This window comes from Tsukamurella ocularis (assembly GCF_024807615.1).
Classification (GTDB): Bacteria; Actinomycetota; Actinomycetes; order Mycobacteriales; family Mycobacteriaceae; genus Tsukamurella; species Tsukamurella ocularis.
Window position 1 is genome coordinate 473,799 of sequence record NZ_JANUCJ010000004.1, and the last position, 23,882, is coordinate 497,680.

Sequence of the window (23,882 nt, forward strand, 5' to 3'; positions counted from 1 at the left end):
GGTCAGGGGCGGGAGCAGTCCGCGCAGCGGCCGAAGATCTCCAGCGTGTGGGTCACGTCGGTGAAGCCGTGGGCCGCGGCGGTCCGCGCCGACCACGCCTCGACGGCCCGGTCGGTCACCTCGACGGTGCGCCCGCACTCGCGGCACACCAGGTGGTGATGGTGCTCGTCCGAGCACAGCCGGAACAGAGCCTCGCCGCTGTCCGTCCGCAGGGTGTCGACGGCGCCCGCGTCCGCCATCGCCTGCAGGTTCCGGTAGACGGTGGTCAGGCCGATCGACTCGCCGTCGGCGCGGAGCCGCTCGTGCAGCTCCTGCGCCGACTTGAACTCCGAGACCGATCGCAGCGCCTGCGTGATCGCGCCACGCTGTTTCGTCGCCCGGATTCCCGTTCCCTTGGCGGCGTGGACGGTCACCGTCAGGCCCCCGGCCGTTCGGTGGCGTGGGCGACCGCATCGACCACGATGTGTGCGAGGTGATCGTCGACCAGACGGTAGACGATCTCCCGGCCGTTGCGCTCGCCGCGCACGACGCCGGCGGACTTGAGCACGCGCAGGTGCTGGCTGACGAGAGGCTGGGTCACGCCGAGGGCGTCGACCAGCTGATGCACGCACAGCTCGGAGTGCATGAGCTCGAGGACGATGGAGATCCGGACCGGGGCGGCCAGGGCGCGCAGGAGGTCGCCCGTGGCGGTGAGCACGTCAGGATCGGGTTGCGTGCGCGGCGGGTCCTCGGGGTCGACGGGGCAGTCGGCGACGAGGGCGGTCGGGACGATGTCGGTGGGAATGGCGTGCCTCCTCTTATCAACAATCATTTTCATATGCGGGATCGGCCACGTCAAGCCGCCGGGCGGGAGGCGTCCCATCGCGCCGCGGGCCGGGGCGCGAACGGTAGAGTCGGTGCGTACGTTTTTCTGGTCTCACAACCCGTCGGAGATGAAGCGCGCCGTGGCCAAAGCAACCAAAGTCGATACTGTCGCCAACCTGTGCAAGCGCAGGGGACTGGTCTTCCAGTCGGGTGAGATCTACGGCGGCACGAAGTCGGCCTGGGACTACGGGCCGCTCGGCGTGGAGCTCAAGGAGAACATCAAGAAGCAGTGGTGGCGCAACATGATCACCTCGCGCGACGACGTGGTGGGTCTCGACAGCGCGATCATCCTGCCGCGCCAGGTGTGGGTGGCCTCGGGGCACGTCTCGGTGTTCAACGATCCGCTGGTCGAGTGCCTGAACTGTCACAAGCGGCACCGTCAGGACCACCTCCAGGAGGCGTACGCCGAGAAGCGCGCCGCCAAGGGCGAGGAGATCGACCCGGACGCCGTGCCGATGTCGGAGATCGTCTGCCCCGACTGCGGTACCAAGGGCCAGTGGACCGAGCCCCGCGACTTCAACATGATGCTCAAGACCTACCTCGGCCCGATCGAGTCGGAGGAGGGGCTGCACTACTTGCGGCCCGAGACCGCGCAGGGCATCTTCGTGAACTTCAAGAACGTGATGACCACGGCGCGCAAGAAGCCGCCATTCGGCATCGGCCAGATCGGCAAGAGCTTCCGCAACGAGATCACGCCCGGCAACTTCATCTTCCGGACCCGCGAGTTCGAGCAGATGGAGATGGAGTTCTTCGTCAAGCCCGGCGATGACGACGAGTGGCACCAGTACTGGATCGACTACCGCCTGAAGTGGTACACGGACCTCGGCATCGACCCGGAGAACTTGCGCCTGTTCACCCACCCGCAGGAGAAGCTGAGCCACTACTCCAAGGGCACCGTGGACATCGAGTACCGCTTCGAGTTCACCGGCAGCGAGTGGGGCGAGCTCGAGGGCATCGCCAACCGCACCGACTTCGACCTCGGCACCCACACGAAGCACTCGGGCGAGTCGCTGGAGTTCTTCGACCAGCAGTCGGGCGAGCGGTACACGCCCTACGTCATCGAGCCCGCCGCCGGCCTCACCCGCTCGCTGATGGCCTTCCTCGTGGACGCCTACACCGAGGAGGAGGTGCCGAAGGCCAACGGCGGCACCGACACCCGCGTGGTGCTCAAGCTTGACCGTCGCCTCGCGCCGGTCAAGGTCGCGGTGCTGCCGCTCTCGCGCGACGAGAAGCTCTCGCCCAAGGCCCGCGAGCTGTCCGCGCAGCTGCGCCAGTTCTGGAACGTCGACTTCGACGATGCCCAGGGCATCGGCAAGCGCTACCGCCGCCAGGACGAGATCGGCACGCCGTTCTGCGTCACCGTCGACTTCGACACACTCGAGGACGAGTCCGTGACCGTTCGCGAGCGCGACACGATGGAGCAGGAGCGCGTGCCGCTCGCGGAGATTCAGCAGTACCTGGCCGCGCGCCTCGCCGGCTGCTGACCTCCGGCTTCGACGGCTCCGCCCGTCCGGTCGCGACACCGGACGGGCGGACGCATATCAGCCGCAGGTGATCTCGACGCGGAACTTCTTGGTGCTCAGGTCCGCGGCGCGGGCCTCGCCGGTGATCGTGTACCGGTTGCCGGCCTTCGAGGCCTTGGCCGAGCCGACCTTCCCCACGGGCGTGTTCAACACCGTCATCACGTTGCCGCCGGTAGCGATGAACAGGCTGTTCACCGTGGGCGGGTTGCCCTCGGTGAGCATGGCGCCGACGCCACGCGCGGTCTGCACGCTGCCCGAGCCCACGGTGATGCTGTCGCCGTTGCGCGAGCAGCCGGCGTTGACGTACTCGGCCGCGCTCTCGGCCTTCCCGTCGATCTCGACCACGGTGCTGGAGTCGGTGTTGGGGGAGGTGCACGCCGCGAGCGCCACCAGGGTGCAGCCCGCGAGGGCGACTGCCGCTTTCTTCATGCGATCACCGTACCGGGGGATCGCGGCAGGTCCGACGCGCCGCACCAACCGGCCGCACCGTCTCACTATGGGATACTCGACGCATGACGAACGGCAAGGTGGTCCATTTCGACACGCAGCGCGGCTTCGGTTTCCTCGCGCCGGACGCGGGGGGCGAGGACGTCTTCCTCCACGTGAACGACATCGATTTCGACGAGTCGGCGCTCCGACCGGGTACTGCGGTGACGTTCGAGGTGGAGAAGGGCGACAAGGGACTCAAGGCCGTGAACGTCGCCGTCGTCGGTGGTGCCCCCGCCGCCGCGCCCCGTCGCGACAACCGGGACAATCGCGATTCCCGTGGTGACCGTGGTGACCGACGCGAGCAGGCGCCCCGTCGGGACGCCGCGCCGCGCGCGGCCGCCGGCGCGCTCGACATGCAGTCCTTCGTCGACGAGCTCACGGAGCTGCTGCTCGACTCCTCGGACGATCTGACCGCCGGCCAGATCATCGCGATCCGCCAGCGGATCGCGGACTTCGCCTTCGCGCGCGGCTGGGTCACCGAGTAGGTGCCGCTGCTGCCCGGGCCGGCCGCGTACCAGCCGGCCGACGTCGAACGCCTCGTCGCCGAGCAGCCCAAAACGGCGGGGCTCGAAGCGGATACGGAGCCCACGCTCTTCTCGGGCCCGCAGTGGGAGGCTCTGCGGTGGGAGGGGCACAGCTCCGCCTTCGCGAGGGACCGCGCGCGCGTGCTGCACAGCGCTGCGTTGCGCCGCCTCGCCGACAAGACGCAGGTCGTCGGCCCGCGCGAGGGCGATACGCCCCGCACCCGGCTCACCCACTCCCTGGAGGTCAGCCAGATCGGCCGCGGCATCGCCCTCGGTATCGGCTGTGATCCCGACCTCGTGGACCTCGCGGGCCTCGCCCACGACATCGGGCACCCGCCCTATGGGCACAACGGCGAGCGCGCTCTCGACGAGGTCGCGTCGAGCATCGGCGGCTTCGAGGGCAACGCGCAGAACCTGCGCATCCTCACCCGGCTTGAGCCCAAGGTGGTGAACGCCGCGGGGGAGTCGGCCGGCCTCAACCTCACCCGTGCCGCGCTCGACGCGGCGACCAAGTACCCGTGGCTGCGCCGCGAGCCCGGCGGCAAGTTCGGCGTCTACGACGACGACGCGTACGTCCTGGATTGGATGCGCGGCGGCGAGAACGGCCCGCACGGCACCCGGCAGTGCCTCGAATCGCAGATCATGGACTGGTCCGACGACGTCGCCTACTCCGTGCACGACGTGGAGGACGGTGTTCTCTCGGGCCGCCTCGACCTGCGCGCCCTCTCGTCGCTCGCGGAGGTGCGCAGCCTCTCCGGCTTCGGCGCGAGCAGCTTCCGCGGCGTGGAGGCCGCCGAGCTGGAGGAGGCCGGCGCCCGACTCGCTTCCTTCGAGGTGGTCGCCGCGGCCGCGAAGTACGACGGTGGCCTCACCTCCTCGGTGGCGCTCAAGCGGATGACGAGTGAGCTGGTGGGCCGCTTCGCCTCCGCCGCGATCGACGCGACCCGGGCCGCCACGGGCAACGAGCCGGTGTGCCGCTACGAAGCCGACGTCGAGGTACCGCCGTCCGTACGTGCCGAGGTGATCCTGCTGAAAACGATGGCGCTGCAGTACATCTACTCGAACCAGATGCACCTGGCCATCCAGCAGGGGCAGCGCGACCGGATCCTGCGCGTGGCCGACTACCTGATGGGCGCGTCACCGTCGAACATCGATCCGCTGTACTCCCCGGCCTATCTGGCCGCGGACTCCGACGCCGTGCGCCTGCGCGTCGTGGTCGACCAGATCGCGTCGATGACGGAGACGCGCCTGGAGCGGCTGGACCAGAAGGTCCTCGAGGGCTGAGCGGCAGTACACTCGAACTCGTGGTCGGCAGAATCCCGGAGCGTGACATCGCGGCGATCCGCGACCGTGCGCGCATCGAGGACGTGGTCGGCGAGTACGTGGCGCTCCGCCCCGCCGGCGTGGGGTCGATGAAGGGCCTGTGCCCGTTCCACGACGAGAAGACCCCGAGCTTCCACGTGCGCCCCACGCAGGGCTTCTTCCACTGCTTCGGCTGCGGCGAGGGCGGTGACGTCATCTCCTTCCTACAGAAGATCGAGCACGTGCCCTTCGTGGAGGCCGTCGAGCAGCTCGCCGACAAGGTGGGCATCCAGATCTCCTACGAGGGCGGGGCACCCGGACCCAAGCAGGACCGCGGCACCCGCATGCGGCTCGTCGCGGCCAACGCGGCTGCACAGAAGTTCTACGCCGAGCAACTGCGCACCCCGGAGGCGGAAATCGCCCGGACCTACCTCACCGAGCGCGAGTTCACCGAGGAGGACGCCCAGTTCTACGGCTGCGGCTATGCCCCGTCGGGCTGGGACACGATGACGAAGGCACTACTGCGGCAGGGCTTCGACGTCAAGGAGCTCGAGGCGGCGGGCCTGTCGAAGCAGGGCCAGCGCGGCCCGATCGACCGGTTCCACCGTCGGCTGCTGTGGCCCATCAGGAATCTCGGCGGCGACGTGATCGGCTTCGGCGCCCGCAAGCTCTTCGACGACGACAACCTCGGCAAGTACATGAACACACCGGAGACGATCCTCTACAAGAAGTCCCAGGTGCTGTTCGGTCTCGACCACGCGAAGAAGCACATCGCCAAGGGGCACCAGGTGGTAGTCGTCGAGGGCTACACCGACGTCATGGCCATGCACTCCGCCGGCGTGGAGACCGCCGTCGCGTCCTGTGGCACCGCCTTCGGCGAGGATCACGTCTCCCTCGTGCGGCGGCTCATGATGGACGACAGTTACTTCCGCGGCGAGGTGATCTACACCTTCGACGGCGACGCCGCCGGCCGCGCCGCCGCGATGAAGGCCTTCGACGGCGACCAGAAGATCGCCGGGCAGACCTTCGTCGCCGTCGCGCCCGACGGCATGGACCCATGCGAGCTGCGGCAGAAGCGCGGCGACGAGGCCGTGCGGGACCTCATCGCGCAGCGCGTTCCCATGTTCGAGTTCGCCGTGAAGACGCTTATCCAGGAGTTCGACCTCGACACAGCCGAGGGGCGCGTGCACGCGCTACGCCGCTCAGTGCCCGTCGTCGCGCGGATCAAGGACATGGCGCTGAGGGACGAGTACGCCCGGCAGCTCGCAGGCTGGGTCGGCTGGGAGGACATGACGCAGGTGCTGCGCCGCGTGCGCGAGGAGTCCGCCCGGATCCGCCGCGGGGAAGGGCGTCCCGGTCCGGGCGCGCCGGCACCGTCGAACAACCGGATCCGCGAGGCCGCGCCGGCCGCCCCGGTGCCCGAGGCCCGACCGACGGGGCCGCAACGGCCCAACCCGGCCGACCCCGTGCTCTGGGTGCAGCGCGAGGTACTCAAGGCCGCGCTGCAGGTACCCGCACTCGCGGGCATGGTCTTCGACGCGCTCTCCGACGACATGTTCACCGACCCCGCGTACCGCCAGGTGCGGCTGGCCATCGAGTCCGCGGGCGGCATCGCGGCGGGCCTCGGCGGTCCGGAGTGGGTGGACACGGTGGTGCGCCACGTCGACGGGCCCGTACTGGAGCCGCTGGTCACCGAGCTCGCGGTGGAGCCGATGCAGGTTGCGGGCGACCCGTCGCCGCGGTACGTCGAGTCCGTGATGGCGCGGCTGCAGGAGGTGTGGGTCGGGGCGCAGGTGGCCGACCTCAAGTCGAAGCTGCGCCGCATGTCGCCCAATTCCGACGGTGATTACAACCGGCTGTTCGGCGACCTCGTCGCGCTCGAAAGCTACCGGCAGAGCTTGCTCAAGATGGCCGTCGGCGACTCGGCGTTCTAGTCCGCGTCGGCCTTCTAGTCCAGGTCGGTCTTGGGGGAGTAGATCACCGTCTGGGCGTCGATCTCGCGCATCGTGCGCATCTTCGGATCGGGGTTGAGCTGCTCGGCGAGCTTGCGGCGCCCGATCTCCACGGCCTTCTTCGTCGCCGGGCTGGTGGCGATGGCCTTCGCGGTGCGGTTGATCTGCTCGTACCGGCGGCGTCCGGCCTTGGTGCCCAGCACGTAGCCGGCACCTGCGGCGATAACCAGTCGCATCATGCCGCCACTGTACCGGCCGCGGCCCCGCACCGGCGGGCGGTCCCCGGCCGATAGGCTCGATCCATGAGCTCGTACCCGCCCGCCCAGACCGTCGCCGAGTTCGAGGCCGGCATCGCCGACGTGATGCGCCGCATCGACGCCGCGGCTGCCCGGGCGGGGAGGTCACCGTCGGACGTGCGGCTGCTCCCCGTCAGCAAGACGGTGCCGCAGGAGCGGCTGCGGCTCGCCGTTGCCGCGGGCTGCCGGGAGCTGGGGGAGAACAAGCCGCAGGAGGCCAAGCGCAAGAGCGCGGAGATGGCCGACCTGGACGTCTCCTGGGCCGTGATCGGCCACCTGCAGACCAACAAGGCGAAGGACGTCGCCGCCGTCGCCGCCGAATTCCAGGCCCTCGACAGCGTGCGCGTCGCGGAAGCGCTCGACCGCCGGCTGCAGACCCTGGGCCGCGGCCTTGACGTCTACGTGCAGGTCAACACGTCGGACGAGGAGCAGAAGTACGGGCTGCCGCCCGCCGAAGTGCCGGCCTTCCTCGCGGAACTCCCCGTCTTCGCGTCGTTGCGGGTGCGCGGCTTCATGACCCTCGCGGAGTTCTCCTCTGACGAGGAGCGGGTGCGCGCCTGCTTCCGCCGGCTCCGGGAGGTCCGAGACCGGGCCGTGCAGGACTGGCCCGAAGCCGTCGAGCTGTCGATGGGGATGTCCGGGGACTACGAGATCGCCGTGGAGGAGGGCTCGACCTGCGTGCGGGTGGGCCAGGCGATCTTCGGCTCGCGGGCGCTGCCCGACAGCCACTACTGGCCCGAGGGGCAGTAACCTTCCCCTCGTGCTGACCGATGACGAGGACCGCCAGTTCACCGTCGCCGACATCGCCGAGCTCCTGGCGGTCGTCGTCGCGCTCGGCCTGCTGTTCTGGCTGCTCGATCCGCTTAACCCGTGGGTGAAGTACCCCGCGATCCTGTTCGGCTCCGTCGCCGTGCTCGCGGCCTGGCGCGGCCTGCGGAGGGTGATCGCCAATCGCGGCGGCGGCCGCGCTGGCGGGATCGCGCCTCTGCAGCTGGTCGAATCGGTTCCGGGCGAGTACTCGCTGATCCTCGTGGCCGGCGGCACCCCGTCCGACGGTGCCGTCGTCGCGCTCGGACACGAGCCGAACGGCTACTTCTGGCAGGGTGTCGCCGAGCGGATCCTGCCGGAGCGGATGCTCACGGTGATCGACTTCGACAGCGAGGCGGGGATGTTCGCCGCCCGGAGCGTCGACAAGGAGACGCTGGTGATCCTGGGCTCGGAGATGGCCCGGATCGCGACCGATCCCGCGCGCGTGCGCGAGGTGGTCGCCGCTGCGGAGGCCGACGGCTTCGTCTTCGACGACTGACCCGGGAGGGAATCGTCGGAGAGCTCGGGCGCGCCTACGGCGAGTTCACAGAAGGCGAAGACGAAGCTGGGCAGGCGATCGGTCGACACGGGCGAGAACGCAGGCGACTGCTGCTGCGACGGGGACTGCTGCTGCGGCGACGGGTGCTGCGACTGCTCGTGAAACGACGCCGCCCCGCTGGAAGCAACGGCTTCCACCGGGGCGGTGACGGATTCGGTTCCTAGGCCTCGACGCGGACGTCGGCGCGGGCCGGGATCACCACCGGGTGCACGCCGGACATGCGCTCGAGCACGCGGACCACCTGGCAGGAGTAGCCGTACTCGTTGTCGTACCAGACGTAGAGCACGAGGTCCTTGCCGTCGGCGATGGTCGCGAGACCGTCGACGATGCCGGCGCGGTGCGAGCCCACGAAGTCGGTCGATACGACTTCGGGCGACTCGATGTAGTCGACCTGCTGACGCAGCTTCGAATGCAGCGAGACGCGGCGGAGGTAATCGTTGACCTCCTCCTTGCTGGTCGGCTTCTCGAGGGTGATGTTGAGGATCGCCAGCGAGACATCCGGGGTGGGGACGCGGATGGACGAGCCGGTGAGCTTGCCCTCGAGCTGCGGCAGCGCCTTCGAGACGGCCTTCGCGGCACCCGTCTCGGTGATCACCATGTTGAGCACCGCCGAGCGGCCGCGGCGGTCGCCCTTGTGGAGGTTGTCGATCAGGTTCTGATCGTTGGTGAACGAGTGCACGGTCTCGACGTGGCCACGCTGGATGCCGTACGCCTCGTCCAAGGCCGCGAGCACCGGGGTGATCGCGTTCGTGGTGCACGACGCGGCGGAGAGGATGTTGTCGGCGTCCTCGATCGTGCTGTCGTTGATGCCGTGCACGATGTTCTTCAGCGGCGCCTTGCCCGGCGCGGTGAGCAACACGCGCTTGGCGCCCGTGCTCTTGAGGTGCAGGCCGAGGCCCTCCTCGTCGCGCCACTTGCCGGTGTTGTCGACGATCAGCGCGTCCTTGATGCCGTACGCGGTGTAGTCGATGGTCGACGGGTCGTCCGAGTAGATCACCTGGATGCGCGTGCCGTTGGCGATGATCACGTCGTTCTCGGCGTCGATCGAGACCGAGCCGGCGAAGGGCCCGTGCACCGAGTCGCGGGCCAGCAGGCTGGCGCGCTTCTCCAGGTCGTTCTTGACGCTGCGGCGCACCACGATCGCGCGCAGGCGCAGGCCGTGGCCGTTGCCGGCGTGGCTGATGAGGATGCGGGCCAGCAGACGTCCGATGCGACCGAAGCCGTACAGCACGACGTCGGCGCCGTCACCGTCGGAGACCGGAACGTTGCGCTTGGCGATCTCGGCGCGCAGGAGCTCCTGCACGGCCTCGTCGGACTCGAGGTCCGCGGCGAGCACGGCCAGGCGCGCGATGTCGATCGACGCGGGCTCGGGGGCGATCTCCAGCAGGCCGCGCAACACCTTCTCCGTCTGCGCCAGCGTGAGGGCCTGGTGGCCGAGCTCCTCGGCGCGCTCGTGCGCCGAGATCACTGCGGAGGTGGAGAGGTTGATCAGGCGGTGTCCGTGGATCGATGACACCACGCCGTGCTGGCGGTAGAGCCGGCCGATGATGGGGATCAGGCGTTCGGCCTGCTCCTCACGGGCGACCCAGGCGTCGCGGTGGCTGTCGTACGCGCCGCGATGCCCATCGGCAGTCGCGGAGTTCGACGGGGACTCGGGCTCCAGCTGTTGCGTCACGTCCATCATTATGCAGTGCCCTGACCGTGCCGCGAGCCACCGGGGCGATGGTGAGAGTGGGCACACAGTCGGCTCCGGAATGCCTGGTCACAGTCGGCGTTGGGTCGGGGATGTCGCGGAGATTCCATCGACTATCCGCGGGGGCGGGAGGTGTGGGGCAGGTGGGGCTCGAACCCACGACCAGCGGACTATGAGTCAGGATCCGTCCGTGCTTGAGAATCCAGAGGACGCATAGGAATCCGTGTTATTGCAGGTGGCGAAGGGTGTTGCTGGGGCGACTGTCCGACGCGACGGCGGGCCGTGCTCCGCATCCCGTGACCACGTTGCAACCACGCGCGCGTCCTTTGCCTGGAATCTCTACTGCGCGCGCGGAGCTGCCGCTATGGTCTTCCGATGAAGCTCGACTCGATGCAACAACGACGAGCCCGTTCCCGACAGCTTTTTTGTCACCTTGAAGTACGAGGACGACCGGAAGCGGAAATACCACGACACCTTTGAGCTGTCGATGGCTCTGTTGCGGAAGCAGTCGGGTGCTTACCCGTCAACGAGTGGCGAGGCCGGTGAGAGGCGGCGGCTCGTGAAGGCTGTTGAACACATCGCCCGCGGGATTGGCCGGGCATGAAACGGCGGTGCCCTTGGCTGCTCATCAAGAAGTCGCACCGTCAGACATGGAGCAGTAGTGATCGGTCACTGCCTCGCGCGCCGGTTGCCGCGGCCGTTGCGACAGCAGCGTCCAACAAAGGGTAAAATGTACGTGCCCTCTCAGCCTCCCGGCTCACTGTAGGCAATCTCTCCGAGCGCAGTGTCGTCGGTCACGCTTCTGCTCCTGTCGATCGTAAGGTCTTCCCGGCGTTGGGCTCCACACGCTCTCGCAGACACTACTACCCGTGGAGCGTTACCAAATCAGGTCTCCAACCATAGAAGAACTCATCAGAGTGTCAGCCTCTTCTTCGAAGCTTCCGCCAATTCGTATGTGCTGATCATCGCCATACATGTCGACCACGATCATCTCCGTATTCTCGAGCAACTCGCCACCACTCTTCCAGCAGTAGTAAACACTGGAGTCAATATTGCTCATCGCAACATTCAAGTCCTTCGCACCCATGTTCACTTCATCTGCCAACCAATTTGGATCAACACCGCCGGTATACATCGAGAGGCTCAGAAGCCCTGTGGACAAACTAAATGGACCTGAACCCTCACCACTCCATAGAAATCCATCGTGGACTTGCTGGGCAAAATTAACAATATCGTCAGGCACGCCTTGCAATAGACTCAGCTCCGGTCTCAGTGTGGGTAGCCCCCCTACCCACACCTGCGCGGTATCGGCATCGTAGTCAGCCTCGGGGCACAACAGGTAGCATGCGACTGGAGTCCCGCTTGCCTCATTGACCATGATCGCCGCATCCAATGCACCGCCGACTAGCGCAGCGGTTCTCGGATATCTTGACTCCATGCGCTCCATAAGCCGACCAATCAATGCGTCCTTATGCAACCCCGCCCTTATATCACTCTCGCCAATCCCCAATTCTCGATACCCGACGGCGCTGTCGGCAACCCGTAAAGAAAACTGCAGAGGAGATATCGCGAGGTGGTCAGAAATATTCATCGACGCTAGCCTCCCTTGGCGGCAGATTTATTGATTCGCAACATTTCTTCGATAATATCAGGTATCTGCCTCCTCAGTCGGGATTCGAGCGCTATTTGCTGGCGTATGAAATCAGAGGACCACCTTCCCGCCATCTGTCCAGCGGATCGAGACATCTTGACGCCGTTCTCCGCAGAGTCTAGCCATTGTAGGTTGCCTCTCCAGTTGAGGAGATCGTATACCTGCCGTCCCGTTAGCTGATCGAAGCCCTTCATCTCAATCATCTTTGCGATGGGGATAACGTGATCTGGAGATACGTGGGACACTCCTGGCTGAGCACCCGGCCGCTGTTTAATTCTACCGCCTGGCACAGCCGGGTTTGCGTCTCCGATCCGTGGTCGGCTCAGTCCTTGCAAGACCTCATCGGCTCCGCGCCGCCCGAAGTTCGGACTAATGCTGTGGAAGATCCGACCAAGCTCGGAGGAACTTAGGCTTCCTGCACGATACCCAGCCATAGCCTCGTCGAGTTTGTTGATCGTGCGCGCTATCGGTCGGGGCTTTAGGTCAAGTGGCGGCGAGACAACTGGATCGTGCTGCGCCGTGCCTGATCCGTGGCTGACTTCACGCCCGAGGGTGCTACTCGGTCCCTCAGCTGTCTTCGCTGCGTCCCCGCCCGCCTTCTCCGCTGTGGGCATCGTGGTGAAGGTCTTGTCCCCGGTGGTGGGCGTGTCGATCGTCCTCGCCGCGTCGGTGGTGATCTTTTCGGGGGTCGCGGCTGTTGTTGGGGTGATCTTCGGTGTGTCGGATACCTTCGCGGCGGCTCCGGCGGCTTCGGCTGCGGGGCTGGTGGTGAAGGGTTTGTAGTTCGGTCCGGGTGCGGGCGAGGTCGGTGCTGCGGGTTTGGTGGGTGCGGTTGCTTCCGCGCCGAGCCTGTCTGCTGGTCCGGTGGTAGCGGGCGGGGCAGGTGTGCCGTGTGGTGTGTCGGCGGTTTTCGGGGCAGTTCCGACAGGGGGTTCACCGGCGGTGGTGACCTTCGCGGCAGCGGCGTCGGGTTTGGGGAGGTCTGTTACCGCACGGGCGTCTTGGACGGCTGCGCCTTCGCCGAGGCGTGTGCCGATTCTCGATGCGGCTCCGCGTGTGAGTCCGCTGATGATGCGTCCTGCTTCGGGGACCCCAGCGGCGATGCCCACGATGTCGAGGATCGTCATCGATGTTTCGAAGCTGAGGTCTTGCACTGAGCCTGGGTCGATGTTGCGGGAGGTGATCTTGCCGGTGTCCGCCCAGTGTTCGGTCTGGACGGAGGTTCCTCGGATGTACGCGCCGTCGTTGCCGACGAGGTTATTGGTCGGACCGCTGCGGGCTCCGCCGAACTCGACCTGGACCGCTTCGCCCTTGGTGGAGGAAGCCGCTTTGCCGTCGGCACCGATCAGTGGGGCGGTGTAGCTGCGTGATCCGTTCGGGAGGATCTGGGTAATCGCTTTGGTGACATCGACAACGGGAATCGACAGGTACCGCTGGACGAGTGCGGCGAGCTGCTGTTCCAGTGTTTGTGAGTCCGCCATCTTCTTGGCCACATCCATTGGAATCGGATCAGCATTCACCGGGTACGGCATGCTGATTGTCCCCTTGGAGTAGTCGATGGGGCGATCCTTCACCGCCTGTAGCTCAGCGGACTTCGCGGCGATTTCCTGTTGCAGCTTCTCCCGAGCGGGCACCGCCCACGAGTTGATGCGGTTCGCTGCGTCGATCGCTTCCTGACCGGCATCGGGTTTGCCGTACTCGATACCCGAACTTGTGCCTGAACTTGTGCTGGTCGCAGGTGCGGCGACGCTGCCATGCAGAGCGGTGTTGGCGAGGTCGTGGGCCACGGCGTTCGGGTTGGTGACACTGCGCCAGCTCGTGTCAACAGGTGCGCTAGTCGACGGTGTGTCGCGTGACTCCGCCTGCGTCGTGTCCTGCGCGGGCGCGGGATGCCACGGGCCCCGAAGCCGCGAGTTGATGTCTTGCTGCCGCTGGCGCTCGTTCTCCGCGCGCTGCCCGAGTGCGTTGTCCACCTCGGTCGTCGGGGCGACCCTCGTGCTCGTTTTCCCCGAATGATCCGTGGTGGTGACTGTGGTAGTCCCGTTGCCGTTGTCGGCGGTTGAAGTCTGGGGCGTATTGGTCTGACTCGGCGCAACCCTCGGAGCGGGCGCAGCAGCACGCTCCTCACCCGGCTTGGGATTGCCGATGACGCTATCAACACCATTCTCGTGGACGATCTCTTGCCCATTGGGCAATCGCTGCACCGTGATTGGCTTACCATCAGCGCCGTTGCCGTTATCGGGACCATCTGCGATCAGCGGATACAATGCGCCCTTGTTCGGCTGAATATGCTGCGTGACCGTCGAGGTAGTTTCGTCAATCTTCTCGATGCTGTACCACGTGGGTTGCTCCCGCCCCAGTGCGTCTTTCGCCCACGGAGTTTTGGTCGTCCGTACCGTCTCACCCGTGCGGGTGTTGGTCAGGAAAACAGCCCCGTCCGCCCGCTCGACCAATTCCTCGTCAGGACCTGTGGGCACCTGAGCGGTGAAGTGACCAGGACTGTCAGGGGTCGCCATGATGTACCAGGCTTTGGGCTCTCCGCCTTCGAGGTCAGGGAGGGTGAAGGTGATGTATCCGCCGTTGTCGGCGTGCACATCCACATCCGAGGTGGTCACCTGCACTTCGCCGGTGTTCGCGACCGCCGCACCCGCTTCCAGATTCCTCGCGGTCGCCTCGTCCAGGCTCTTCTCCAAGGATTCGCGTGCACCTTCGCGGGCGAGTTCGCCGGGTTTGGAGAGGGCTTCGACGATTCCGTAGGCCCAGCCGACGAACGGCACCGCCACAGGCGCATGCGTCGACGCCGAACCCGCCGCGGCCACAGGATCAGCGAGAATCTCCTCCGGGGTAGCCGACGCCGCAAACCGTCCTACCCCAGCCGCAGGACTGGTCACATTCTTCGCCAGCCCCGACCACGCACGCACGAGGCTGCCGCTGGCCTGGTCCCGCGCGCGAAGAAGCCCCGAAAGTACTTCGGAGGCCGAAGGCAACCAATTCGCAACCACGAGGCCGAATCCGAACCTCGCGAAGCTGCCGAGCCGGGCGGCTCGTGCAGGTCAGCTTGGTGGGGCAGGTGGGGCTCGAACCCACGACCAGCGGATTATGAGTCCGCGGCTCTAACCGACTGAGCTACTGCCCCCGAACTGGTTGTCCCGATCACTGCGAGATGTCTCGACGATTACAGGCCTGACCAGCGCCGATACAGTAGCACTGCGTGACATTGGTGTCAGCATCGGCCCGGGGTTGCAGGCGCAGTCGGTGGTGCATTCCGGTGTTACCGCTGTTGCAATTGTGGTTCAATGCTCTTCAATGGGCGGATGTGACTGGTGTGACTCAGTGACTTCCGACGATGCTTCAAGACAGCGAGCACCCCGAGGAGTCCGCCATGGCCAGGAGAAACTGGTCCTTCCGCATCACGATCGCCGCGCTCGTCGCGGCCCTGACCGCGACCTGCCTGGCCGCGACGGCGAGCGCCGACACGACCGTCGGCCCCTCGGGCATGACCGTGACCCCGTCCGGCGCCGGCGGCCAGGTCTCCGACTGGCGCGCCGGCACCGTCATGAAGCTCTGGAGCAACGGCGGCGTCTCGATCCCTGTCGTCACGGCGAACGCCGGCGGGAAGCTGGAGGTCCGCGCTCGCGGCGAGATCTGTCGCGGGGCGCCCGTGATGACGGTCAAGCGCGCAGGCGTCACCCTCGCCACGCTCACCCTCGCGTCGGGGTGGAACACCTACTCCGTCGGGCTCGGTGCGCAGACGGGCTCAAGTCCCGCGACCCTGGAATTCACCAACGACTACCGGTGGTGGTTCTGCGATCGGAACCTGTACATCGCGAGTGTGGCGGTTCGCGACGGTGCTGTGACCCCGACGCCCACGCCCACCCCGACTCCGACGACCACGGTGCCCACGACCACGGTGCCGACCACGACGGTCCCGACGACGACCGTGCCCACGACGACAGTCCCGACCACCACAGTGCCCACGACGACGACCACGACGGTCCCGCCGACCGGCTGCCCGGTCAACCAGTTCCAGGCCCGGTACTTCAACAACCCCTCGGCGACCGGGAACCCGGTCGCGGTGCAGTGCGAGAACGCCCCCGGCGGTTCCTTCACCGGCCCGCCGCTCGCCGGCGTCAACGCCGACAACTTCTCGGTCGACTACAACGGCGTCCTCACCTTCCCTGAGACCGCCACCTACATCGTGTCGGCGACGCTCGGCAACGTCGGCGCACGCGTCTGGCTCGATGACGCACTCGTCATCGACAGGGCGGCCCCCCAATGGGGCACGACCAACATCCCGCGCACGGTGTCCGCGGGACAGCACCGAGTGCGCGCGACCTACCTCAACACCGCGGGGATCGCACACTTCGGCACCTCGTTCTCCCGGGCGACTCCGAGCGCACCGTCGAACAACGGAAACTACTTCGCCGCCGATTCCTTCTGGAACCAGCCCGTGCCGCCCAACGCCGCCGTCGACCCGCGGAGCCCCAGGTGGGTCGCCGCGGTGAACGCGAGCAGCAATGGCATCTCGATGAACAGCCGGGACTGGACGACCACGGTCTACAACGCGCCGCCCGGGACGCCGACCACCGACATCCTGGTGGCCAACACCAATCGCCGGCTTTCGATCCCGTTCCTGTCGACGTACCGAGCTACCCAGGACAGCGACGCGCACCTCGCGGTCATCGACGACGCCACCGGTTGCCTCTACGAGTTCCAGGCCTTCAATCAATGGAGCCGGACCGCGAACGCGGCCGCGAGCTACCGCGTGTACACCGGATCCGGGGGGCACACTGCGGGGCCGAGTCACTCGGGCGGAGATCTGTCCTATCTCGCCGGGATGATCACGCCGCAGGACGTGCAGGCGGGCGTGATCGACCACGCACTGCGGTACGCGATGCCGGGCAACTCGCCCAACTACGTGTACCCGGGCACGCGGTCTGATGGCTCGGCGATGGACGGCGTACCGCAGGGGACGCGCCTCCAGCTCGACCCCAGCCTTGATCTCACCGCGTTCGGGCTGTCGCCCTTCCAGCTCATGGTCGCCCGCGCCCTGCAGGTATACGGCGGCTTCAACGCCGACCATGGTGACGTCTTCGCCTTGTACGCGCGCAGCACCTACGACGGCACGACGTACGCCCAGCCGCCTCAGGGATTGCCGGATGCGCTGATCCAGCACTTCCGGTTCCTCACGCCCACGATGTCGTCGACGGACGTCTACCTCGACCGCGCCGATGATCCGGGCTGCAACCAGCAGCGGTGAGTCCAGCGCGTCGTGCGCCGATTCCTCCCGCCGCGAGAGAATGCGGCCTACCGTGTGGCTCAGGTCACTCGAATCGAACGAGGGGGTCGGAGTGCTCGATCACTACGACGTGCGCAGCGGTGAGTTCAACCTGGGGATCCGTCCGCCCGCGGGCCGGCGGGCCGCGCGGGGGCTGTGGCGCGTCATCAAGACGGTGCTCAACTCGGCTGCGGAACTGGACGTCTACGTGTGCGCGGCGCGGTATGGCGCGCAGGGTGGACGCTGGGCACCGTCGTAGCTGCGGGCGTACCCGGATAGTCTCGGTCGCATGGCCGACGAAGCACGCCAGCTGCCCGACGACGACGGTGCCGATGGCGCGCCCCGCAAGGGGAGGAAGCTACTGGCCAGGGGTGCGGAGGCCGCCCATCGGGCGAACCGCAGTGCGGCGATGACCGGCCTCGTGCGCGCGGCGCGGGAGAACCTGCCCGGCGGGCCCAAGAAAGACCTGTTTCAGCCCGACGCGGAGTCGACCGAGCGACTCGCGAGACTGGTCGACCGCATCGTCGGCGACGAGCCGACAGTGACGCGTGAGCTCGGAAACCTTGCCACCGCCACATGGCAGGCCGTGATCAGCCGCCGTGACCGCGATTACCTGCCGCCGAAACCCATCACCATCCTTTTCACCGATCTCGTGGCGTTCTCGACGTGGGCCCTTGATCGCACGGACGACGAGATCGTGCGGCTGCTGCACGCCGTGAACCGGACCACCCAGGAGATCGTCGGCAGGCACGGCGGCGTCGTGGTCAAAACCATGGGCGACGGTGCCCTCGTCGCCTTCGACGGCGTCACAGCGATCGAGGCGGCGTACGAGGTGATCGAGGCCGTCGGGGCGATCGCGGTGGCAGAGGGGTACCGGCCGACATTGCGTGCGGGCCTGCACACCGGCACTCCGCGGCGGGTCAAGGGCGACCTCGTCGGTGTCGACGTGAACATCGCAGCGCGGGTCGCGGAGGCGGCGAACGGCGGTGAAGTGCTGGCCTCGGAGACCGTCTTCACCATCGCTGATAGGGCCCGCTACCAGGTGCGACCGCGCCGATTCAAGGCCAAGGGCGCGCCCCAACAGCTCCACGTCTTCTCTGTGCGCCCGCTGTACTGAACCTCCGGGATTCCCCTGAACTTCCCGAAATACCTGGCCCGGGCTGTAACGAACGGTGGCACGGTCCCTATAGAGCGTGTGACTTGAGTCCTACAGTTCAGCGGCGGCCTTCGTGCCCCGTCTCCATTTCCAAGGATGGGAACCAGATGAATACGAAGAAGATCGGAGCGGCGTCGTTCGCCGTCGTGGCCGCCGCGGGCCTCCTCGCCGGATGCGGCAAGTCGACCGAGGGTGACAGCCCCGTCGCTTTCTCGCCCGTCACGGGTGACCAGTTCACCGCGAACCCGGGCGCCTTCCAGACCGACGGCATCGCCGTGCCGCCCAAGGACGTCACGATGGTGGGCAACACCGTCGCCGCGCAGGCCGTGGCCAACTCCGGCCTGCCGCAGGGCACGATCACGTCGACGTCGAACAACACCACCGTCTACTACCCGCCGGCGCCCTCCATCCCCGGTGTGCGCCCGGCGCCGCAGCCCGCCCCGCCCGCTCCGATGGTGCGCCCGGCGAACTACAGGCCGTGGAACTACACGCCGCAGGAGATCGCGATCTACCAGCAGATCTGCGAGACCGGCTCGTGGAAGCAGACGTCGACCACCCCCGGTGGCAGCGTGAGCACCGAGGTCCAGACCCAGACCTGCTACACCCTCTACGGCCGCCAGCTCGGCGTGAAGCCGTGGACCCCGAGCCAGCCGCGTCCGTGGCAGCGCCCGGACTACCCGCAGCCGTGGTTCTCCGCCGACTTCAAGGTCGACGTGCCGGTCTTCTGGGTCTACCCCCCGAGCTGGTCCAAGCCGAAGCCGCAGCCGATCATCTCGGTGTCGATCAGCCTCAACCTGGGCAACAACCCGTACCGCCGCGTCAACCCGGCGTACGACCAGCCGTACTACCCGGTGTGGGCCGTCACGCCCGGTCGCGTGATCGCCGTCCGTGACCAGGCTCGCGTCGTGGCCCCGATCTACACGACCACCACCACCACGACTACGACCACCACCACGACCGCGCCCGTCTTCCCGGGCACGGTTCTGGCTCCGCTGCCGACCTCGGCGACGGTCGCCCCGGTGACCGCGGTGCCCGGTGCGAAGGTGACCGGCAACGTCAACGTCGACGCGAACGTGACCGTTCCGACCGCCGCCGCGCTCAAGGGCGCGACGATCCAGGCCGGTACCACCGCCTCGCTGAACGCGGCCGTCGGCACTTCGGTCGAGGCGACCGTCGCGAAGCCGAGCGCCGACAACGGCAACCGCGTCGCGGTTGACGGCAACGCCGGTGCGACCGTCACGGGCGGCGCCGGTGCAGGTGCGACGGTCACCGGCGGTGCCGGTGCCGGTGCGGGCAACGGCACCGTCACGGGTGGTGCGGGTGCCGGTGCGGGTGCCACGGTGCCCGGCGGTGCCGGTGCGACGGTGTCGGGTGGTGCGGGTGCGACCGTGACCGGCGGTGCCGGTGCGGCCACGACGACCACCACCAAGCCGGCCGAGCGCCCGGCGACCCCGACGCAGACGCAGACCCAGGAGCCGACGCAGACGCAGACGCAGACCCAGGAGCCGACGCAGACGCCGACGCAGGCTCAGCCGACGACCACCACCCCGGCCGCGACCCCGCAGGCCGCGACCCGGACGCAGACGACCCAGAAGCCCGCCGTGAGCGCCGGTGTCACCGCCGGTGCCGAGGCGACCGCGTGCACCCCGGCTCAGGTCAAGGCCGGCACCTGCACCGCCGGTAACTGATCGTCGACGCCCTCGGGGAGACCTCCGGCAGGCCCTCTGACCTGCCGATTGGTCTCCCCGAGCGCGTATGCGCTAAAGTCTCTTCTCGGTCAAAGTTCAATCCCCCATAGCTCAATTGGCAGAGCATTCGACTGTTAATCGAAGGGTTACTGGTTCGAGTCCAGTTGGGGGAGCAAAGAAGCCCGCAGGTCACTGCGGGTTTTTCTGTATCTGGAATCGCTCGGGACCTTAGTGGGACCGCCGCGATGCAGTTGAAGGCCCAGGGACGCACGTGAGTCTGTTGGGGTAGGGGAGGGGTCCTCGACGTGGTTGCACAGCTCATCGGCGCCATCTTTGTCGCGGCGCTTCTGCTGTCTATAGCGCTCGAGGTTCGACGCCTCAGCCATGAGCCCCCGGCCCCGGTGACTACCCGCTGGGTGGTGCAGGAGTGCGCGCGCGCAGCTTCGTCCCTGGCTCTGGTTTGCATCGTGGTCGGCGCACTGGCTGCGGACGAACTCCAGATTCCTCGTTGGTGGGTCTCGGTCCCAGCGTTGGGCGTGATCACCGTGGCAACGGCTGTCGACTGGGGGCTGCAGAAGCCTCTTCATGTTAGTCGCCTACTCGTGATGTTCAGCATGACCTTCGTCCTAGGTGCCACGATCGCAGCGGTGACGGCGAAGGAAGGGGTCCGGTCGTTCGACTCCGCAATCGGATGGGTGTGCTTTGCAGTCGGGCTCCTGATCTGGCGCGAGATGTGGAATCGGTACCTAATGCCTACCGTCACTCGCCTGAAGGACGCGGACGGTCCTCGCGAGTTCTACGCGGTCGGCGAAGGTGCCGCGTCGGTCGCGGACCTCGCGCCCACCTTCGGACGACAGGCCGTTGGTCCGTTTGAGACCCGTTCGGACGCTGAGAAGTGGATCAAGCGCCAGCGAGGCGGCTCCTGGTCAATCGCTGGGACGGAGCAGGAGGTCTTCACTCCCGGGCGAGGGCGCGGCGCGCGGTGGACTCGCTGCATCCGAGGGACTCAGCGATGACCTTGTAGGGCTCCCCACCGGCGTGCAGAAGGCGACCGTGGCGAATCTGTTCGGGGGAGAGGCGCGGAGGGCGTCCAAGGCGCTGCCCACGCGCACGTGCGGCCTCCAGGCCGTCCCGGGTGCGCTCAGCGAGCTGTTCACGCTCCATGGTCGTCAGAGCCGCGAACACCGTGTAGGTGAACCGTCCCATCGGTGTACCGGTGTCGATGGCCTCGTTGAGTGACACGAGGTCCACGCCGCTCCGGCTGAACCCGTCGGCCAACTCAAGAAGGTGGGCAGTCCCACGGGACAGCCGAGACAGGCTGTAGACCACCACCGTGTCGCCCTGCCTGAGATCTGTCAGCATGGCGTTGAGTCGGGGCCGGGAGACCATAGCACCGCTGACACCGTGGTCCACGTAGACCGAGTCAACCCCGGCGGCATCGAGTGCGCGAAGCTGCAAGCTCTCGTCCTGCTTGTCGGTGGATACGCGGGCGTAGCCAATCCGTCGGCGAGTCTGTTCGTTCATGGTTCAACGGTGTCACAAACCTCCGACTCGGTGTTATGACACGCGTTCGCGCTCAAGATTTTTGACACGGTTTATGACAGTCCGCCACCTGGGAGTCCAGGTCCTCGACGGTCTCTGTCAAAACGGTCGTTTTTGACAGAGGACTCCGGCGAGGGGGTGGAACGAAACTTGACCTTGATGTGTTAGACTGTTTGGGTCACCCATTGGCAGACGGTCTAACTTATGAAACTGTTCGCCCTTCGGCCCCGAGGGATTTCGTCTCCGCCCGCCCCTCGCTTGGCACCTCTCCAAACCCTGAACGGTCCTCGCGAGTGTCTGGCCGCAGAAGAGATTTCTCCCCGGGTGGAACCCGCCGGACGGGCACACTCCTGCTTATGGATTTCACCGACCCCGTGCCCCGGGGCTGAGTTAGAGTTGCTGGATGACTGAGCGTAGCGGCACCTGCCTATTTTGCGGCAGCAATGAGCCACTCACGAAGGAGCATATTTTTCGGCGTTCATGGAAGCACAAGATCAACATTCTTCCTGTGGTGGAAGGGCGTCGCGAATTCGTGCGATTCGATGGCGTGAACGAACTAGTGAAGATGCGGGATGAGGACCTCTTCTCCGTTATCGCTAAGTGTGTTTGCGCGTCCTGTAACAACACGTGGATGAACGATCTTGATTCTGAAGTCGAGCCCTGGCTGCTAGCCCCCTACTCCGCTAAATGCAGCTCTGTATCTTTTCGGAGGTGGGCGCTGAAGGTTGCATTGCTTCGCACGTACGTCGATCACCCCGAAGCTATTGAACCCAATGACGGAATCAGGTTGTTTAACGGCGAGGACCTACCTGAATGGCGTGTGTTCGTAGGTCACACAGGAGCTCCGGAGCACCGACACGCCTTCAGCGGAGTGGGGCCAACACTTAAGAGTGAGTTTGAGAGCAGGCCTGGCCGACTGTACGGAATCACGCAGGTCTTGTGGACGCTCGGTAACTCTACAGTCATTGCGACTCGGGTCCACGGTGATGATGAAATGGCGCTCAGTATCTCAAAAGATTGGCTGCAAAAATTCCTTCGGTTCAATCGACTATCAGGCGCGCTTGTGAGGCCCCTCGCAGGAGCAACGGTCCCAGATATTGCGACATTGCCACTACTGGAGGAGGATGACTTGTATCGCCTGGGTTGGTTCTTCACCCCGAATCCGCTGTCACCAATCGCAGCGGACGTAGCGGCCGACAATGAAATGATTGTCCGCGCCAATTCACGTGCCCTGTGATTGACTCTTCCCGGACCTGGCTGCCGTGATCACCTCGGTGCCGGTGCCCACAAGGGCAATCAGAAGCGCCACAGGTGGAACCGGATTCGACATGCCTACCGACATGGCAGTGATCGCGTTGGATCCCGGCGCGAAGATGGCCTCGCCCGTTGGTCGCGGCCAAGTACCAAATCTCCGAGATCCTCCGCCAGGGCGACCTCCGCCACAAGTGCGGCAGCACCTCCAAAGTCAGCCGTAAAGCCACGATCGCATCTCTTCTTCGAGTGCTTCCCAAGAATCCGAGTACTTTGACATGATGTCCTCACTCGATTCACTTTCGAGCCCCAGTTCCGCACCGAGATCATAGTCTGCAAAGTATATGCAACCGGTACCCCTCTCAATTGCGAGTCCTCCACCGGTTCCGCCGATAACAGGGTAGTACGAGGCGGGAATCCACTCCGCAAATCCGGTTTTATGCATAACAAACATCGGTTCAATAAATTTCCCCACAACAGCGTCCGTCCTGGGCAGCCCTTGCGAGGTAAAGTATCCGTGCCCGTATTCGAGCACGAATCTCCTGTATGCCGCAGGTAGTGCACCAACAACGCCCTCGACGTCAGCAACCTCGGACGCAGTCCACGGAGTGAGATCACTCTTTTCGTCGTCTATGTTCATCCGCTCTCCCAAGTATGCGGTCGCATGTTTATACTACCGAATCCTATCAGAACCCTTCGGCCCCTGCCTCAAGGCAATTCCACCAGCATGCCGAGCGCCATCGTGAACAGGTTCGCGAACCAATTGCATTGTGTGGCGATCTTGGTGGTGATGCCACACGTACCCCTTCGGTCGCGGATTCGAGGGGCCAAATCCTGCTTTAGCGTCCGCTAGTGCGTAGTCTGCGCGTCTGCCGGTAAACTCACCGTCCAGTCGTACAGTCTTAATCGTATAGGGACCGAAATCTGGAAAGCCCTCCTTTCCGAAATATACGCCGTCAGGAAATTTTTCCAGCAGTTCCGGTTGGGTCTCGGGAGTGTTTCGGAAGTCGTAGGTGTGTCCAGCCCAATTGGAATTGGAAGGTCGTCGACCGCTGGGGAGCCGCGACACAGTATCAGGGGCATTCTTCGGGGGATTAAATGATGGGTCCACCTTGGGCCAGGGGTTGCCGGGTGCAGGTGACCGATCAGGAAGCACCGTGGCCTCGGGTTTGACCGGAACTGTCGTCTCGGGTTTGACCGGAGCCGTCGTCTCGGGTTTGACCGGAACTGTCGTCTCGGGTTTGACCGGAGCCGTCGTCTCGGGTTTGACCGGAACTGTCGTCTCGGGTTTGACCGGAGCCGTCGTC

Annotated in this window: 21 protein-coding genes and 2 tRNA genes; 12 read left to right on the forward strand and 11 right to left on the reverse strand. The window is 66.0% G+C overall.

Translation table 11 applies throughout. The features are described 5' to 3' along the window. Positions 1-2: 2 nt before the first annotated feature. Together HNP44_RS18675 and HNP44_RS18680 are read right to left on the reverse strand one after the other, a co-directional pair. Positions 3-413 carry a Fur family transcriptional regulator gene (locus tag HNP44_RS18675; protein ID WP_374758803.1) on the reverse strand — a complete coding sequence of 137 codons (411 nt, stop codon included), beginning with the start codon at positions 411-413 and terminating at the stop codon, positions 3-5. A 2-nt stretch (positions 414-415) separates the two neighbouring features. Continuing rightward, entirely contained in the window at positions 416-817 is a 402-nt protein-coding gene (locus HNP44_RS18680) for an ArsR/SmtB family transcription factor (protein WP_259142858.1), read from the reverse strand. A 127-nt stretch (positions 818-944) separates the two neighbouring features. Here HNP44_RS18680 and HNP44_RS18685 point away from each other — a divergent pair, with 127 nt between their 5' ends. After that, positions 945-2,348: a glycine--tRNA ligase gene (locus tag HNP44_RS18685; protein ID WP_374758804.1), complete on the forward strand. Its 1,404-nt coding sequence runs from the start codon at positions 945-947 to the stop codon at positions 2,346-2,348. 57 nt (positions 2,349-2,405) lie between these two features. On the opposite strand, the gene HNP44_RS18690 is transcribed toward HNP44_RS18685, so the two are convergent. Next, positions 2,406-2,816, reverse strand: a complete 411-nt coding sequence (locus HNP44_RS18690; RefSeq protein ID WP_259142860.1) for a lipoprotein LpqH — start codon at positions 2,814-2,816, stop codon at positions 2,406-2,408. Between the two features lie 83 nt (positions 2,817-2,899). Between HNP44_RS18690 and HNP44_RS18695 the strand changes: the two genes are divergently transcribed. Genes HNP44_RS18695 through dnaG form a run of 3 tightly spaced genes read left to right on the forward strand, consistent with a single transcriptional unit; the run spans position 2,900 to position 6,636 of the window. Continuing rightward, complete coding sequence (locus HNP44_RS18695; RefSeq protein WP_259142862.1) at positions 2,900-3,361, forward strand: cold-shock protein; 462 nt, start codon at positions 2,900-2,902, stop codon at positions 3,359-3,361. Then, positions 3,362-4,684 (forward strand): deoxyguanosinetriphosphate triphosphohydrolase, encoded by a 1,323-nt coding sequence (locus HNP44_RS18700; protein WP_259142864.1) that lies wholly within the window; start codon positions 3,362-3,364, stop codon positions 4,682-4,684. It abuts the gene before it with no gap. A 20-nt stretch (positions 4,685-4,704) separates the two neighbouring features. Then, on the forward strand, positions 4,705-6,636 hold the full coding sequence (dnaG, locus tag HNP44_RS18705; protein ID WP_259142865.1) for a DNA primase: 1,932 nt from the start codon (positions 4,705-4,707) through the stop codon (positions 6,634-6,636). A gap of 14 nt (positions 6,637-6,650) precedes the next feature. On the opposite strand, the gene HNP44_RS18710 is transcribed toward dnaG, so the two are convergent. Then, positions 6,651-6,893, reverse strand: a complete 243-nt coding sequence (locus HNP44_RS18710) for a hypothetical protein (RefSeq protein ID WP_068521248.1) — start codon at positions 6,891-6,893, stop codon at positions 6,651-6,653. 63 nt (positions 6,894-6,956) lie between these two features. Between HNP44_RS18710 and HNP44_RS18715 the strand changes: the two genes are divergently transcribed. Further along, the gene (locus HNP44_RS18715; protein WP_259142875.1) at positions 6,957-7,700 is read left to right on the forward strand and encodes a YggS family pyridoxal phosphate-dependent enzyme; all 744 of its coding nucleotides are present in this window, start codon (positions 6,957-6,959) and stop codon (positions 7,698-7,700) included. 10 nt (positions 7,701-7,710) lie between these two features. Then, complete coding sequence (locus HNP44_RS18720) at positions 7,711-8,256, forward strand: immunity 51 family protein (protein ID WP_259142877.1); 546 nt, start codon at positions 7,711-7,713, stop codon at positions 8,254-8,256. 220 nt (positions 8,257-8,476) lie between these two features. On the opposite strand, the gene HNP44_RS18725 is transcribed toward HNP44_RS18720, so the two are convergent. From HNP44_RS18725 to HNP44_RS18740, 4 genes are all read right to left on the reverse strand, one after another. After that, on the reverse strand, positions 8,477-9,991 hold the full coding sequence (locus HNP44_RS18725) for a glyceraldehyde-3-phosphate dehydrogenase (protein WP_259142891.1): 1,515 nt from the start codon (positions 9,989-9,991) through the stop codon (positions 8,477-8,479). A gap of 895 nt (positions 9,992-10,886) precedes the next feature. After that, entirely contained in the window at positions 10,887-11,600 is a 714-nt protein-coding gene (locus HNP44_RS18730) for a hypothetical protein (protein ID WP_259142893.1), read from the reverse strand. Between the two features lie 5 nt (positions 11,601-11,605). Then, positions 11,606-14,662 (reverse strand): hypothetical protein, encoded by a 3,057-nt coding sequence (locus HNP44_RS18735; protein WP_259256921.1) that lies wholly within the window; start codon positions 14,660-14,662, stop codon positions 11,606-11,608. Between the two features lie 57 nt (positions 14,663-14,719). Then, positions 14,720-14,796: transfer RNA gene (locus HNP44_RS18740), tRNA-Ile, on the reverse strand. A 246-nt stretch (positions 14,797-15,042) separates the two neighbouring features. On the opposite strand from HNP44_RS18740, the gene HNP44_RS18745 reads away from it, so the two are divergent. The 5 genes from HNP44_RS18745 (at position 15,043) to HNP44_RS18765 (ending at position 19,955) form a co-directional block, all read left to right on the forward strand. Next, entirely contained in the window at positions 15,043-16,920 is a 1,878-nt protein-coding gene (locus HNP44_RS18745) for a carbohydrate-binding domain-containing protein (RefSeq protein WP_259142902.1), read from the forward strand. A gap of 91 nt (positions 16,921-17,011) precedes the next feature. Next, complete coding sequence (locus HNP44_RS18750) at positions 17,012-17,197, forward strand: hypothetical protein (protein WP_259142905.1); 186 nt, start codon at positions 17,012-17,014, stop codon at positions 17,195-17,197. 30 nt (positions 17,198-17,227) lie between these two features. Continuing rightward, positions 17,228-18,055 (forward strand): adenylate/guanylate cyclase domain-containing protein, encoded by an 828-nt coding sequence (locus HNP44_RS18755; RefSeq protein ID WP_259142910.1) that lies wholly within the window; start codon positions 17,228-17,230, stop codon positions 18,053-18,055. 146 nt (positions 18,056-18,201) lie between these two features. Further along, positions 18,202-19,782, forward strand: coding sequence for a hypothetical protein (locus HNP44_RS18760; RefSeq protein WP_259142912.1), 1,581 nt, complete (start codon positions 18,202-18,204; stop codon positions 19,780-19,782). A gap of 100 nt (positions 19,783-19,882) precedes the next feature. Beyond that, positions 19,883-19,955, forward strand: a tRNA-Asn gene (locus HNP44_RS18765). 781 nt (positions 19,956-20,736) lie between these two features. On the opposite strand, the gene HNP44_RS18770 is transcribed toward HNP44_RS18765, so the two are convergent. After that, entirely contained in the window at positions 20,737-21,306 is a 570-nt protein-coding gene (locus HNP44_RS18770) for a recombinase family protein (RefSeq protein WP_259142915.1), read from the reverse strand. 421 nt (positions 21,307-21,727) lie between these two features. Here HNP44_RS18770 and HNP44_RS18775 point away from each other — a divergent pair, with 421 nt between their 5' ends. Beyond that, on the forward strand, positions 21,728-22,561 hold the full coding sequence (locus HNP44_RS18775; RefSeq protein ID WP_259142917.1) for a hypothetical protein: 834 nt from the start codon (positions 21,728-21,730) through the stop codon (positions 22,559-22,561). Positions 22,562-22,789: 228 nt separating this feature from the next. Here HNP44_RS18775 and HNP44_RS18780 read toward each other — a convergent pair whose 3' ends face one another. Together HNP44_RS18780 and HNP44_RS20920 are read right to left on the reverse strand one after the other, a co-directional pair. Next, positions 22,790-23,215 carry a hypothetical protein gene (locus HNP44_RS18780; RefSeq protein ID WP_259142919.1) on the reverse strand — a complete coding sequence of 142 codons (426 nt, stop codon included), beginning with the start codon at positions 23,213-23,215 and terminating at the stop codon, positions 22,790-22,792. Between the two features lie 33 nt (positions 23,216-23,248). Continuing rightward, positions 23,249-23,731: an HNH endonuclease gene (locus HNP44_RS20920; RefSeq protein ID WP_374758806.1), complete on the reverse strand. Its 483-nt coding sequence runs from the start codon at positions 23,729-23,731 to the stop codon at positions 23,249-23,251. Positions 23,732-23,882: the final 151 nt, after the last annotated feature.

Bases quoted from the DNA above. Each gene is read 5' to 3' on its own strand.
- HNP44_RS18680 (WP_259142858.1), bottom strand. From the start codon at position 817: ATGAAAATGATTGTTGATAAGAGGAGGCACGCCATTCCCACCGACATC.
- HNP44_RS18690 (WP_259142860.1), bottom strand. From the start codon at position 2,816: ATGAAGAAAGCGGCAGTCGCCCTCGCGGGCTGCACCCTGGTGGCGCTC.
- HNP44_RS18695 (WP_259142862.1), top strand. From the start codon at position 2,900: ATGACGAACGGCAAGGTGGTCCATTTCGACACGCAGCGCGGCTTCGGT.
- HNP44_RS18710 (WP_068521248.1), bottom strand. From the start codon at position 6,893: ATGATGCGACTGGTTATCGCCGCAGGTGCCGGCTACGTGCTGGGCACC.
- HNP44_RS18715 (WP_259142875.1), top strand. From the start codon at position 6,957: ATGAGCTCGTACCCGCCCGCCCAGACCGTCGCCGAGTTCGAGGCCGGC.
- HNP44_RS18730 (WP_259142893.1), bottom strand. From the start codon at position 11,600: ATGAATATTTCTGACCACCTCGCGATATCTCCTCTGCAGTTTTCTTTA.
- HNP44_RS18745 (WP_259142902.1), top strand. From the start codon at position 15,043: ATGGCCAGGAGAAACTGGTCCTTCCGCATCACGATCGCCGCGCTCGTC.
- HNP44_RS18755 (WP_259142910.1), top strand. From the start codon at position 17,228: ATGGCCGACGAAGCACGCCAGCTGCCCGACGACGACGGTGCCGATGGC.
- HNP44_RS18760 (WP_259142912.1), top strand. From the start codon at position 18,202: ATGAATACGAAGAAGATCGGAGCGGCGTCGTTCGCCGTCGTGGCCGCC.
- HNP44_RS18770 (WP_259142915.1), bottom strand. From the start codon at position 21,306: ATGAACGAACAGACTCGCCGACGGATTGGCTACGCCCGCGTATCCACC.
- HNP44_RS18775 (WP_259142917.1), top strand. From the start codon at position 21,728: ATGACTGAGCGTAGCGGCACCTGCCTATTTTGCGGCAGCAATGAGCCA.
- HNP44_RS18780 (WP_259142919.1), bottom strand. From the start codon at position 23,215: ATGAACATAGACGACGAAAAGAGTGATCTCACTCCGTGGACTGCGTCC.